This is a genomic window from Metabacillus niabensis, assembly GCF_902829255.1.
GTDB lineage: Bacteria > Bacillota > Bacilli > Bacillales > Bacillaceae > Metabacillus > Metabacillus niabensis.
Genome location: NZ_CADEPK010000359.1, coordinates 1 through 13,192, shown reverse-complemented (window position 1 = coordinate 13,192; position 13,192 = coordinate 1). Strand labels below are relative to the sequence as shown.

The following is a 13,192-nucleotide window of genomic DNA, read 5'->3' as shown; positions in this document are numbered from 1 at the left end:
CGTATAGGGAAACAAATTGATTCACATACAGAATTATTTACATATCCTCATCCTTTAGGACCAAGAATTTATCGGACAGATAAATTAAAGGGCATCGGTGGATTTCCAGTTATTTCGTTTGAGGATGGGAGATTGTATGAGGACGTTTCTGTATTATACAATTTATTAAAAACGGGAAGGATTTTGTACAAAGATTTTTCTGTTTACAATGTCCGACAGCATGATGAAAGTATTACAAAAAAAAATCAATCCAAATGGAATGATTTTATAGTATACTTGACTACCTCACCTTTATAATGTGAGATCCCCTCATCTACTTAGCTTCAGAAGCCTTTAAGACAAGGGGTGTCCTACTAGGTCATATTCAAAGAACTCGTATAAAATTTATAGCTTCGATAGGAATATAACGATATCCCCTTGATCCATATTCTAAAGGTTCGACTAATGTTACAATATTACTGTTTATTTCCTCTAACAAACCTTCCACTTCTACAGTATCTGTACTAACCTCAATATCAGATCCTACCTGACGCAACAATTCGTCAATTAATTGCTTTTCATACATATGTGCCCCTCCTTTATAATTGTGTCACGACTTCTATTTTGATTAAAGGAATGTAGACCGTATAACCGACTACAATATAATCCTTCATGACTGCTAATAAAGTACCTGAAATATCTCCAGAGGATGTTTCCACAAGCACTTGAGTATTAACCATTGGCAAAAGTACTTTTCTTAACCCGCTGATATTCTTATCCAATCGATATGAACGATTTTCTACAACATCATTTTCATAATCTCTATTTGTAAGACCATACTCTTTTATTTCTTCTGCAACCTCTTCTTCGTCCTCTTCCTCTTCTTCTTCAACTTCCTCTTCTTCGTCCTCTTCCTCTTCCTCTTCTTCTTCAACTTCCTCTTCTTCTTCAACTTCCTCTTCTTCTTCGACTTCCTCTTCTTCTTCAACTTCCTCTTCTTCTTCGACTTCCTCTTCTTCTTCGACTTCCTCTTCTTCTTCGACTTCCTCTTCTTCTTCGACTTCCTCTTCTTCTTCGACTTCCTCTTCTTCTTCGACTTCCTCTTCTTCGTCCTCTTCCTCTTCTTCGTATTCGTCATCTTCATCTTCGTCCATATCTTCCACGATTACTTCATTGGTATCATATTCTTCTAATTCTTGAACTTCTTCCTCAACTTCACTTTCTAATTCTTCAACAATACTTTCATCAGATGTATCAATTTCTTGTTCAGATGTCCTTGGCAATGTAAGTGGATATGGTTTAATTCCAAGTTGTTCTGCTAAATTCAAAGACATTCGAAGTGATAATAATTTTAATTCAGTTCGTAGTTTTTCTCGTTTCTCTGGAGACAACGCCATTCATACCATCCTTTCATATTTTCTAGTTCCACTATATTCCTATCGTGATAAAATGGTATCGGCGTTTCCATTAGTTTTTAGGGTTTTCTCACAAAACTTAATTTCATTCCAACAATCTTCAAATTACTTTTTTATATAAAAAACTAGGAAGTGTTTGTGAACGAACAAACACTTCCTAATGAAATTTTATAACCTGGATTTATACCATCCAATTGTTTCAAGGAGGCCTTTATCAAATGAAGTAACTGGTGAAAATCCAATAATATCTTTCGCTTTAGAAATGTCTGGTAATCGATTTTTCGTTTCTTCAAACCCATCTTCATATACCTTTTCATATGGAATACAGACAATTTCAGAGTTTGATTGTGTAAAGGCCTTAATTTTTTGGGCAAGCTCCATAATTGATAAAGTTTCTGTGCTTCCAATATTCATTGTTTCACTTTTGCCTTCAAGATACATACAACGATAGGTAGCCTCAACAGTGTCTTTTACAAATAGGAAGCTTCTCGTTTGACTTCCATCCCCATAAACAGTAATCGGTTGATTTGTTAACGCTGCCGTGATAAATTTCGGAATGACACCTCCGTATTGTGAGGCGGTTTGTCTCGGACCAAACGTATTAAAATAGCGAACAACCGTTACTGTTAGCCCCTGTTTTGCATACGCATAGCAAATATGCTCATTTAATGCTTTAGCAGTTGCATAGCACCATCTATGAGTTTGTGGAGGCCCTAAAACTCGGTCGGAATCCTCTTTAAAAGGAAGCTGTGTATTTTTTCCATAAATTTCAGATGTTGACGCAAAAACTACTTTTACTTGATGGTCATTTGCTAATTGCAAAATTTTTCTCGTACCATTTATATTTCCATCGATTACCTTCAATGGATTTTCAACTGTATTTTTGACACCTAAAACACTTGCTAGATGATAAACCACGTCTACATTAGGAAAAATAGACTCAAGCAATTCCGTTTCGAGAATCGATCCTTTAATAAACGTTAAATTATTATTGTGGATAATAGGATTTAAATAATCAATATGCCCATTCGAAAGGTCATCAATTACAATGACTTCATGCTCTTTTAATACAAGTTTTTCTACTAAATGGGATCCGATAAATCCCGCTCCACCTGTTACTAGTACTCTCATTTGACACCATTCCCCAATTGATACACCTTGTCTTGTAGATGATTTGCTTTTGTAACAGCACGTGTATCATAAATAGCTTTTGCGTGTTGAACAATAAAATCAATTGGAATCATTGAATGGTCTGTTAATATAAGAACGATGTCAGCACTCTCTAACACATGCTTATCGAGTGTAATACTACGTCTAAATTCATTATTTATCTTAACTTCTGGAACTAATGGGTCATGATATTCAACTTGTGCTCCACTTGAGATAAGCTGTTTAAAAATATCAACTGCCCTTGAGTCTCTAATATCTGCTACATCTTTTTTATACGTTAATCCATAAATGAAAATTGATGGTTTTTCTTTACCAGCTAGTTCTAATGTACGTTGAACAATAAATTCAACAATCTCCTTATTCATATCATCTGACAATTGAATGAAACGGCTTGTAATTCCCTTTTGTTCAAAGACGTATTGTAAATAAAGTGGGTCGACTGGTATACAGTGCCCACTTATACCTGGGCCAGGATAAAATGGATGGTAACCATATGGCTTCGTGCTTGCCGCTTCAATTACTTCCCATAAATTCACACCTAATTCATCACACAAAATCGCCATCTCATTTACAAATGATATATTTATAAATCGATACGTATTTTCTAATAATTTTGTTACCTCTGCCGCTTCAGTGGAAGAAACAGGTACAATGGTTTGATAGACTTTTGCATATAAATCTTGGATGGCCTGTTTGCATTTCTCGCTAATACCACCAACAACTTTAGGGATACTGTCAATCGGATATTTATCATTTCCTGGGTCAACGCGCTCAGGTGAATACGCTAAATTAAAATCAATTCCTGCCTTTAAACCATTTTGTTCAAGGATTGGTTTCACTATATCGCGGGTAGTTCCTGGAAAAGTTGAGCTTTCTAATACAACTAATTGACCAGGTTGAAGTCTTTTGGCAATTTCTTCTGCTGCGCTAGTAACATAGTCTAATTTAGGAGATTTATCACTGTTAACTGGTGTTGGTACACAAATAATTATCGCATTCACTTGTTTCATTTCATCTGGATTAATAGTGACTGAAAATCTCTTCGTTTCCATAACTTCTTTTAACATATCGTCACTAACATCTGTTATATAGCTTTTTCCTTCATTTAAAGATGCGATTTTATTAGCATCGACATCTATTCCGATTACATTAAATCCCTTAGTTGCAAAAACACATGCTAAAGGAAGACCGACAAATCCTAATCCTATTACTGCTATTTTTTGAGTGTTATTTTGATTCACATTGTTGCCCCTTTCTAAAAAGTTCTTTTACAAATTATGATGATTACCTCTATTTCGAAAGGGACAGAACACTATTTTTATTGATTTAATAGGGAAAACCTATTATTTCGTGACAGTTATATCATTTAATATGGAGATATCATGATTTTCATAGACTTTTGTACAGCTTTGAAAATTTGTTTTAAGATATTTACTACCTGTAAGTAGTTCACGATTTCTTCCCTCATCAAAAAAACCACCACGAATTCCGTAAAGTGAATTCCAATAAGCAAGACCTTCCAAAATATCTCCTTTCAATCTTTCCTCATTAACAATGATAGGTCGATATTGCTTGGTAATCCGCCCAATATAATCAATCTCATGAATCGGCTTTATAGAAAGATCAAGATGGATAGCCTTCATATGGGCAACCATCGGACTCATCAGTGTAATCGGATTTAACCTCTCTAAGGCTTCTTTCGTTAATGCAAATGGCGGAATAAGCATTGATGAGGTTGCAATTTCATTTTTAGAACCGACAATATTCATAAACAAATTTCCGATATGTGCTGTATGCATAGACTCCATTTTCCCAAGATATCTTCCTTGATTATTAATCGTCATGTCTATTTTATTTTGCATAATCTCCTCATAGTATGGGGCAAGCTCCCAAGGTTTTATCGGTGAGCTTGTATCGTGAAAAACAATTATACCTCCTTGGGCAAGCTGAGCACCTAGAGCAAATACTGAATGCTGCCCTATAAACTGATTTATCTTAACAAATGGAAGTTCATATCTTCTCAATTCCCTTACTATTAACGAATTCGGCATTTGAACCACCGGAATAATTTCCACACCACATTGAACGAGTTCATCTAATAAGTTTCTTAAACAAACAGTGTAAGGTGAAATCGATAAAACAATTGAAATATTTCTCGAGATACTCATTTGCTTCCATTGGGTAATTAAATTTTCAACATTATCCGCTTTAAATTTTAAGTTATCTTTATATATCCCTCTTTCTCCATACTCATCTAGTAAATATTGGATGGCCTCGATCGTATCTCCATGCATGCGCTGATACGCTTTAGACATAATTTCGCCTTTTTCCTTTTTATGATTGGAACGACGCTTATTACTACGCAAAACATTTATTTCAATAGGTACAGAAATTTGTAAGCCTTTATCTATTGCAAGTGCATTGGCTAATTGTGGATTAGCAAGCGCCTCCTTACTAATTGTATCTAACCCTTTTTTGCTAAAGGCATGTGGTATCGTAAGGACATTTTCAACTCCTAAATCTTCACGTTCTTGAACCATATTAATAAAAACACGGTCAATCGTAGGAGCATCAGGTTTTGGATATCTCGTTACCCAACAAATCGAATTTAATGCAAGATCATCTCCATTTTCAATCGCCTCGACGAATGGATACAAGTCTTCAGCTGGAATCGGAATATCTGCATCAGTAAACAAATAAATATCTGCATCTGTATGAAGTGCACCAACAGCTCTGCCAACATCATGGCCAATCCGATCATGAAACTCTATAACCTTTGCATCATATTTTCTAGCGATTAATGCAGTCTTATCAGTAGAACCATTAACAACAACAATAATTTCATCTGGTATTAATTTTTTTACTTCAATTAAGACATCTTCCAGTGTGTCCTCCTCATTCATAGCAGGAATAACAACCGAAAGTTTTTTTTCTATATCTCTCCGAATTGTAAAGGGAGAGGAAATTTTAGGAGATTCAATTTCCCACATAGTTCCCTGCTCAACTTCTCCTGTTCCGACTTCCATTGAGATGGTCCTTCTTAATGAACCGTCCTTTTTTTTATTAAATTGAAATCCCATATTAACACCTTCTTATTGAGAATCTAGATTAGTGTATGTATAAGATTTTTAATTGTTTAGACGATAATAATAGAAAAGTAAGTAAGAAGTGGAAGTATTACATGCCATTTTTCAATTTTTGAGGAAATTCTTTTGATGAAGAGAAAACATACAAGTTGGTAACTACTCAGTTCTATTTCTAATTAAACAGAAAAAATGACCCAACATATGTTGAGTCATCATAAAAATTAAAATTTAGATTGATAGTTAACAAGTTCCCAAGTGTGAACTGCGGTACGATAGCTATCCCATTCCGCTTTTTTCGCAGCTACATATTCACCAAAAACGTGGTCACCTAAAGTTTTGCGGCCGATTTCTCCCATTTCTAGTTCAGCAATTGCTGCTTCAAGACTTCCTGGTAGGTTTTCGATACCTAATTCAGCACGGCGCTCCTCAGTCATATGGAAAATATCATCGTTGATTGAAGCTGGAGCTTTCAGTCCTTTTTCGATTCCGTCAAGCCCTGCTGAAGCAATTACCGCAAAAGTTAAATATGGATTTGAAGATGGATCTGGACAACGTAGCTCAACACGAGTTGCCATTCCTTTTTTCGCTGGGATACGAATTAACGCTGAACGGTTAGATGCTGACCATGCAATATAACACGGCGCTTCATATCCAGGAACTAAACGTTTATATGAGTTAACTAATGGATTTGTTATAGCAGCAAAACTTTTTACATTCTCAACAAGTCCAGCAATAAATTGATATGCTTCTTCAGATAATTGTATTTCATCAGTTGGGTCAAAGAACGCATTCTCGCCATCTTTAAAGAATGACATATTTACGTGCATGCCAGATCCGTTAATTCCGAAAACTGGTTTAGGCATAAATGACGCATGTAAACCAAATTGTTGTGCAATTGTTTTAACAACCCATTTATAAGTAGTAGCTAAATCAGCTGCACCTAAAGCGTCAGCATATTTAAAATTAATTTCATGTTGACCTTCTGCAACCTCATGATGTGAAGCTTCGATTGTAAAGCCCATCGCTTTTAAGGCACGATAGATTTCTAATCTTACACGCTCACCTAAATCCTTTGGTGAAGGTTCGAAATAACCTCCGTTATCTCCTAATTCAATTGTCGGATTTCCGTTTTCATCTGTTTTGAATAAGAAGAACTCTAACTCAGGCCCTACTGAAATTGTGTAACCTTTTTCAGCAGCACGTTCAACTGTCTTCTTTAACACATTACGTGTATCACCTTCAAAAAGTGTTCCATCAGGGTTTGTTGCAGAACAAATAAATCTTGCTTCAGAATAATCTTCCTCTACTGTCCACGGAAGAACAGCAAATGTTGAAAGGTCTGGAACTAAATAAAGATCTGATTTATTGATAGGAGAAAATCCTTTAATAGATGAACCATCGAACATTTGCTTTCCTTCAACAACATCGTCGATTTGCTCAGCTGTAACTGTAATACTTTTAAGAATGCCTTCAATATCAACAAATTGCAGATGAATTAGTTCAACATTTTTAACTTTCATCGTTTCTTTTATTTGAGCTATAACTTCTGTTTCATTTTTCTCTTTTGAAATAACCGCTTCAACCATGTCACAAAACCTCTCATTCAATGTCGAATTAAATAACATGAATTTATTATATGAAAACCGACACTATTTGACAAGGGCTTTCTATTAAAATTTTCTGTATTTTTATAATTTTATAGTAGAAAGCGGTTACACTTAAAGAACATTTAAGATAATTGGCATCTTCTCTCAGATTTTAGTAGAAATATAGAGCGAAATCTGTATATTCATTATCAATTTCGTATAAATATAAAGATATCCGTCTACCGTAGATATATAAGTATAAACAAAAAATGAAAAGCAGTTTCTTTGACTTTATAATCGTTACTCGGTATAAATGAATATGCACATACATATTGAAAGGAGTAATGATAATGGCTCAATCTTTAAAAGGTAAAGTTGCACTTGTAACAGGTGCTGGTAAGGGAATTGGCAAAGCAACCGCAATCGCCCTTGCACAAGAAGGTGTACATATCGCTTTATTAGCACGTACAGAAAATGATTTACTTAATGTAAAGAAGGAACTTGACGCTTTTGGTGTGAAAACTGCTTATGCAACTGCAGATGTTTCATCAATAGATGAGGTCAATAAAGCTATTGAGAAGCTAAAAAATGAATTAGGTTCAGTTGACATTTTAATTAATAATGCAGGTACAGGTAAATTTGGTAAGTTCCTCGAGCTTGAACCTGAGGAATGGAAACGAATAATTGATGTAAACCTTATGGGCGTTTATTATGTGACTCGTGCCGTATTGCCACAATTAATTGAGAAAAATGGTGGAGATATTATTAACATTTCCTCTACTGCTGGACAAAAAGGTGCACCAGTGACAAGTGCTTACAGCGCATCTAAATTTGGTCTATTAGGTTTAACTGAATCACTAGCTCTAGAAGTTCGCAAACATAATATTCGTGTGACAGCATTAACTCCAAGTACTGTTGCAACAGAATTAGCATATAAAGAAAATCTAACAGATGGTAATCCAGAGAAAGTCATGCAGCCTGAAGATTTGGCGGAATTTATTGTTGCTCAATTAAAGCTTCATCCTCGTGTCTTTATTAAATCTGCAGGACTTTGGTCCACAAATCCATAAAATGTAAAATTGATAATCCTTAATGAACATGGCTGTTTCTTTTTAAGAGGCAGTCTTTTCCTTTTACTATTAAACAATATTACGAGCTCCTTCTAATAAATAAAAAAGCAACATGTTAAAACTTGAAAACATGTGTGTAATCGAGTTGTTCTAAGAAAAGAAATGTCTGTTTCTAAGTAGTCCTAATATTATTATTCAAAATCCATACACTAAAAGGTACCTCCCTATCTATCCCCTTTTTTTCTTTCCAATTTTTTTCTCATTTTTTGTAGACATTGTGAAAAAGTTAGCATATAATACTATTAACAATTAACACTTAGTTAATTAAAAACTTGTAGGAGATGCAGAACTATGTCTAACCATGATGCATTAAAGCAATATGATTCTAGTTTATTTCGAACCCCAGATGGTTACACATCAGATATTGCTGTTTTCACCATCCTTTCATCAAAGCTTGGAGATTTTAAACCACCTCTCATGACATTGATGGTGATGCTAATTAAACGTTCCAAATTAAACGCTGAAGGTTTACCGAATATTGAAGCAGGCAAATGGGCTTTACCTGGAGGGTTTGTTCAGCCTGATGAATCTGCATTTGAAGCAGCAAAACGCGAGCTTGAGGAGGAAACAGGTGTAAGCAGTATCCACATTAAACATTATAACGTATATGATAAACCCGGAAGAGATCCTCGTGGCTGGATTATATCGAATGCACACTATGCAATCGTTCCAGAACATGCCCTTGAGAAACGAAAAGCAAATGATGATGCAGATGATGTAAAATTGTTCTCGATTGATGATGTTTTAACACTTGATTTAGCATTTGATCACCGTCAAATCATCGAGGATGCGATAAAGGTAATAAAGCATGATTTACTCCATACAACAATAGCTAAAAGCTTTTTACCAGACCAATTTACGTATTCTGAATTACAGGCTGTATTAAAGACTGTAACAAATGATTCTGGTATTACTAGTGATCAAGCATTTGCAAGGAAAATCAAATCTCTACCTTTTATTAAAGAAGTTCCTGGACAAAAAACACAGAGAACGTCAAAAACGCCAACACAATTATACCAATTTATAGATGACGTAAATATAGTAAAACCAATTTATACAGCAAGATATTAAATGATATAAATAGGAGGGCTAAAAATGAATAGAGCCTTAATTAATATTGATTATACCTATGATTTTGTTGATGATAATGGTGCTTTAACATGTGGAAAGCCTGGTCAGGACATTGAAAAAGACCTTGTTACAATTACGAATGATTTTATAAAATCTGGTGATTTTGTCGTTTTTGCCATTGACATGCATCTCGAAAATGATCCATTTCATCCAGAAGCTAAGCTATTCCCCCCTCACAATATGAAAGATACAAATGGCCGACATTTATATGGCGAATTAAATCAGCTATATTTGAATAACAAAGATTTTCCGCATGTTATGTGGATGGATAAAACGAGATATAGTGCTTTTGCCGGTACAAATCTAGAAATTAAGCTAAGGGAACGAAACATTACCGAATTACATTTAGTTGGTGTATGCACTGATATTTGTGTACTACACACTGCAATTGATGCTTACAATAAAGGTTATAAACTTGTCATTCACGAAAAGGCATGCGCTAGCTTTAACGGGAAAGGTCATGAATGGGCACTTAATCACTTTAAAAACTGTTTAAACGCACAAGTTATCTAGCATTCACTTATAAAGTGACCTAATGTGAAAGAATGTACTGGAGGATAATAGAATGAATAACAATTATATGGACGATAGTCTCGCCTTACACACAGATTTATATCAAATTAATATGACAGAATCGTATTGGGATGACGGTATTCACGAACGAAAAGCTGTCTTTGAAGTCTACTTTCGTAAACTTCCTTTTGGAAACGGGTACGCCGTTTTTGCTGGTCTTGAAAGAATCATACAATATCTTGAAAATTTCCACTTTAGTGAGTCTGATTTGAATTATTTAAAAAATGATTTAGGATATGATGATGACTTTTTAAATTATTTAAAGGAACTACGTTTTACTGGAACCGTTTATTCTGTCGTTGAAGGCGAAATGGTATTCGGAAATGAGCCTATTATCCGAATTGAGGCACCGTTAGCTGAAGCTCAATTGATTGAAACAGCGATACTAAACATTGTGAACTACCAAACATTAATCGCAACAAAAGCTGCACGTATTAAACATGTAGCTGGTGATGATATTCTTATGGAATTCGGAACACGTCGTGCACAGGAATTAGATGCTGCGATTTGGGGTACAAGAGCTGCATATATTGGTGGTTTCCATGCTACATCAAATGTACGAGCAGGAAAATTATTTGGCATCCCTGTCTCTGGAACACATGCACATGCATTTATCCAAGCATATAAGGACGAATATGTTGCCTTTCACAAATATGCTGAACGACATAAGGAATGCGTATTTCTCGTTGACACGTATGATACATTACGATCTGGCGTTCCAAATGCTATTAAAGTTGCGAAAGAGTTGGGAGACAAAATAATTTTTAAAGGCATACGTCTTGACAGTGGTGACCTTGCTTATTTAAGTAAAGAAGCTAGAAAGATGTTAGACAATGCTGGTTTTTACGATACGAAAATTATCGCATCAAATGATTTAGATGAAGAAACGATAATGAATTTAAAATCTCAAGGTGCAAAAATTGACATTTGGGGAATCGGAACAAAGCTTATTACTGCATTTGACCAGCCTGCATTAGGTGCGGTATATAAATTAGTGTCAATTGAAGACGATAATGGGCAAATGATCGATACGATAAAAATTAGTGGAAATCCAGAAAAGGTTTCTACACCTGGTCTTAAAAAAGTATATCGAATTATTAATCGATTAAATAACAAATCTGAAGGTGATTATATTACTCTTCAACATGAAACACCTGAAAAAGAAGAAAGAATAAAAATGTTCCACCCAGTTCATACATTTATTAGTAAATTTGTAACAAATTTCGAAGCAAAAGAATTACATCAAATGATCTTTAATAACGGTCAACTTGTTTATGACACCCCTTCATTAGAAGAAATGCAAGCATACACTAAAAAGAATTTACAACTACTATGGGATGAATATAAACGCTCACTTCACCCAGAGGAATATCCAGTAGACCTTAGCCAAGAGTGCTGGGACAACAAGATGCGAAACATCGATGAAGTAAGACAAAAAGTATCTGAAATGATTGCAAAACGGAGTAAGGAATAGCCTTCCCTTCCTACTCCCTTCTTAAATTGATATATTAATCCTTGCTTTGGAGGGAGAAAAATGGCCAAAATCGGCATTTATGGTTCATCATTTGATCCTGTTACAAATGTTCATCTTTGGACGGCTAGTACGATCCAACACCGTTGTAGGCTTGACAAAGTTATATTCTTACCTTGCTCTAATAAACGTAAGGATAAACAAATGCAAACAGCTGACCAGCATCGTTGGAATATGCTTCAGTTAGCCATTCAAGACAACGATAAATTTACTGCTGATAATTACGAAATGAAGCAAAATGCATGGAATATTTCTACGTACGAAACATTGAAATATTTCAAAAAAAAATTTATAAATGATACGATATATTTTATTATGGGTGCTGATTTGCTCATAGATATCGGAAAAGGTAAGTGGGGAAATTCAGAACTGCTAGTAAAGGAAAATAAATTTATCGTCATGGCAAGAGATGGAATTGATATGTTAAAAGCAATAAGCAGCTCACCTATTTTACGCAATAACGATGACGGTGAAACATTTCATTTAATTGATAAAGGACTAGCGATGGAAATCAGTTCTAGCTATATTAGAGAAGAATTTTCACTAGGTGGAGAACCGCGTTACCTACTTCCAGAAGCATGCTATCAATACATTAAAGACCATGGATTATATCAAACGGAGGAATGATCAAATGCGTAGCTATCAAGAAAAAATTATGAATGAGTTGAATGTTAAAGGGTCAATTGATCCGAATGAAGAAATTCAAAACCGAGTATCTTTTTTGAAAAACTATTTAAAAAAAACCGGTGCTAAAGGCTTTGTATTAGGTATTAGCGGTGGTCAGGATTCCAGCCTTGCTGGTCGCCTTGCTCAAATTGCTGTAGAGGAATTAAGAAACGAAGGATATGACGCAAAATTTATTGCCGTTAGACTCCCGTATGGCATTCAAAAGGATGAGGACGATGCACAGCTTGCTTTATCTTTTATCAAACCAGATGAGAGCATTTCGTTCGATATTTTAAATACTGTTGATGCATTTTCAAAAAGCTATTTAGAAACAGTAAAAGAATCACTATCTGATTTTAATAAAGGTAATGTTAAGGCTAGAGTTCGAATGATTACACAATACGCATTTGGCGGGCAAAACGGTCTATTAGTAATTGGTACTGATCATGCAGCAGAAGCTGTTACAGGTTTCTTCACAAAATACGGTGATGGCGGCGCAGACCTTCTCCCGCTTACAGGACTTACAAAACGTCAAGGGAAAAGCCTGTTAATCGAATTAAATGCACCTGAACGGCTTTATCTAAAGACACCAACAGCAGATTTACTCGACAATACTCCACAACAAGCTGATGAGACAGAACTTGGTATTACTTATGATCAATTAGATGATTACTTAGAAGGAAAAGAAGTACCAGAAGATGTTGCAGAAAAAATCGAAAAACGCTATATATTAACACAGCATAAACGTGAGCTTCCTGCGACAATGTTTGATAATTGGTGGAAATAATCTAAAGATTGCTACCTCTAAACTCTCCTTATCTGAAAATGGGATGTCCCCATTTGATTTTTGAGGTTTTGAGGTAGTATTTTCTTAATAAAAAGAATTAGTTTACATAATAATATTATTATAAATAAAAAAGAAGAT

The 13,192-nt window shown here is 35.0% G+C and carries 12 protein-coding genes and 1 pseudogene; 7 read left to right on the top strand and 6 right to left on the bottom strand.

The features are described 5' to 3' along the window. Positions 1-297: pseudogene (locus tag HU235_RS20815) on the top strand (glycosyltransferase family 2 protein); the annotation flags it as partial. Between the two features lie 67 nt (positions 298-364). On the opposite strand, the gene HU235_RS20810 reads toward HU235_RS20815, so the two are convergent. From HU235_RS20810 to glnA, 6 genes are all read right to left on the bottom strand, one after another. Continuing rightward, positions 365-565 (bottom strand): hypothetical protein, encoded by a 201-nt coding sequence (locus tag HU235_RS20810; protein WP_095302018.1) that lies wholly within the window; start codon positions 563-565, stop codon positions 365-367. A 13-nt stretch (positions 566-578) separates the two neighbouring features. Next, positions 579-1,376, bottom strand: a complete 798-nt coding sequence (locus HU235_RS20805; protein WP_174881464.1) for a DUF2642 domain-containing protein — start codon at positions 1,374-1,376, stop codon at positions 579-581. Positions 1,377-1,562: 186 nt separating this feature from the next. Further along, positions 1,563-2,525: an NAD-dependent epimerase/dehydratase family protein gene (locus HU235_RS20800; RefSeq protein WP_174881463.1), complete on the bottom strand. Its 963-nt coding sequence runs from the start codon at positions 2,523-2,525 to the stop codon at positions 1,563-1,565. Further along, a complete protein-coding gene (locus tag HU235_RS20795) occupies positions 2,522-3,805 on the bottom strand; it encodes a nucleotide sugar dehydrogenase (RefSeq protein ID WP_174881462.1) in 1,284 nt (427 codons plus the stop codon). Before HU235_RS20795 ends, HU235_RS20800 begins: the two co-directional genes overlap by 4 nt. 102 nt (positions 3,806-3,907) lie before the next feature. Continuing rightward, entirely contained in the window at positions 3,908-5,644 is a 1,737-nt protein-coding gene (locus HU235_RS20790; RefSeq protein ID WP_174881461.1) for a glycosyltransferase family 2 protein, read from the bottom strand. Positions 5,645-5,871: 227 nt separating this feature from the next. Next, complete coding sequence (gene glnA, locus HU235_RS20785) at positions 5,872-7,236, bottom strand: type I glutamate--ammonia ligase (protein WP_095302013.1); 1,365 nt, start codon at positions 7,234-7,236, stop codon at positions 5,872-5,874. Positions 7,237-7,586: 350 nt separating this feature from the next. On the opposite strand from glnA, the gene HU235_RS20780 reads away from it, so the two are divergent. The 6 genes from HU235_RS20780 to nadE all read left to right on the top strand — a co-directional run bounded on the left by HU235_RS20780 (position 7,587) and on the right by nadE (position 13,054). Continuing rightward, positions 7,587-8,306 carry a 3-ketoacyl-ACP reductase gene (locus HU235_RS20780; RefSeq protein ID WP_095302012.1) on the top strand — a complete coding sequence of 240 codons (720 nt, stop codon included), beginning with the start codon at positions 7,587-7,589 and terminating at the stop codon, positions 8,304-8,306. A gap of 351 nt (positions 8,307-8,657) precedes the next feature. Beyond that, a complete protein-coding gene (locus HU235_RS20775; protein WP_095302011.1) occupies positions 8,658-9,437 on the top strand; it encodes an NUDIX hydrolase in 780 nt (259 codons plus the stop codon). Between the two features lie 24 nt (positions 9,438-9,461). Further along, positions 9,462-10,010 carry a cysteine hydrolase family protein gene (locus HU235_RS20770; RefSeq protein ID WP_174881460.1) on the top strand — a complete coding sequence of 183 codons (549 nt, stop codon included), beginning with the start codon at positions 9,462-9,464 and terminating at the stop codon, positions 10,008-10,010. 52 nt (positions 10,011-10,062) lie between these two features. Beyond that, on the top strand, positions 10,063-11,544 hold the full coding sequence (locus HU235_RS20765; protein ID WP_095302009.1) for a nicotinate phosphoribosyltransferase: 1,482 nt from the start codon (positions 10,063-10,065) through the stop codon (positions 11,542-11,544). Positions 11,545-11,604: 60 nt separating this feature from the next. Continuing rightward, complete coding sequence (gene nadD, locus HU235_RS20760; protein ID WP_145582493.1) at positions 11,605-12,228, top strand: nicotinate (nicotinamide) nucleotide adenylyltransferase; 624 nt, start codon at positions 11,605-11,607, stop codon at positions 12,226-12,228. A gap of 4 nt (positions 12,229-12,232) precedes the next feature. After that, on the top strand, positions 12,233-13,054 hold the full coding sequence (gene nadE, locus HU235_RS20755; protein ID WP_174881459.1) for an ammonia-dependent NAD(+) synthetase: 822 nt from the start codon (positions 12,233-12,235) through the stop codon (positions 13,052-13,054). The last annotated feature ends 138 nt before the right edge of the window (positions 13,055-13,192 follow it).

Coding starts and splice junctions, on each gene's coding strand:
- HU235_RS20810 (WP_095302018.1), bottom strand. CDS start 565: ATGTATGAAAAGCAATTAATTGACGAATTGTTGCGTCAGGTAGGATCT.
- HU235_RS20805 (WP_174881464.1), bottom strand. CDS start 1,376: ATGGCGTTGTCTCCAGAGAAACGAGAAAAACTACGAACTGAATTAAAA.
- HU235_RS20800 (WP_174881463.1), bottom strand. CDS start 2,525: ATGAGAGTACTAGTAACAGGTGGAGCGGGATTTATCGGATCCCATTTA.
- HU235_RS20790 (WP_174881461.1), bottom strand. CDS start 5,644: ATGGGATTTCAATTTAATAAAAAAAAGGACGGTTCATTAAGAAGGACC.
- glnA (WP_095302013.1), bottom strand. CDS start 7,236: ATGGTTGAAGCGGTTATTTCAAAAGAGAAAAATGAAACAGAAGTTATA.
- HU235_RS20780 (WP_095302012.1), top strand. CDS start 7,587: ATGGCTCAATCTTTAAAAGGTAAAGTTGCACTTGTAACAGGTGCTGGT.
- HU235_RS20775 (WP_095302011.1), top strand. CDS start 8,658: ATGTCTAACCATGATGCATTAAAGCAATATGATTCTAGTTTATTTCGA.
- HU235_RS20770 (WP_174881460.1), top strand. CDS start 9,462: ATGAATAGAGCCTTAATTAATATTGATTATACCTATGATTTTGTTGAT.
- HU235_RS20765 (WP_095302009.1), top strand. CDS start 10,063: ATGAATAACAATTATATGGACGATAGTCTCGCCTTACACACAGATTTA.
- nadD (WP_145582493.1), top strand. CDS start 11,605: ATGGCCAAAATCGGCATTTATGGTTCATCATTTGATCCTGTTACAAAT.
- nadE (WP_174881459.1), top strand. CDS start 12,233: ATGCGTAGCTATCAAGAAAAAATTATGAATGAGTTGAATGTTAAAGGG.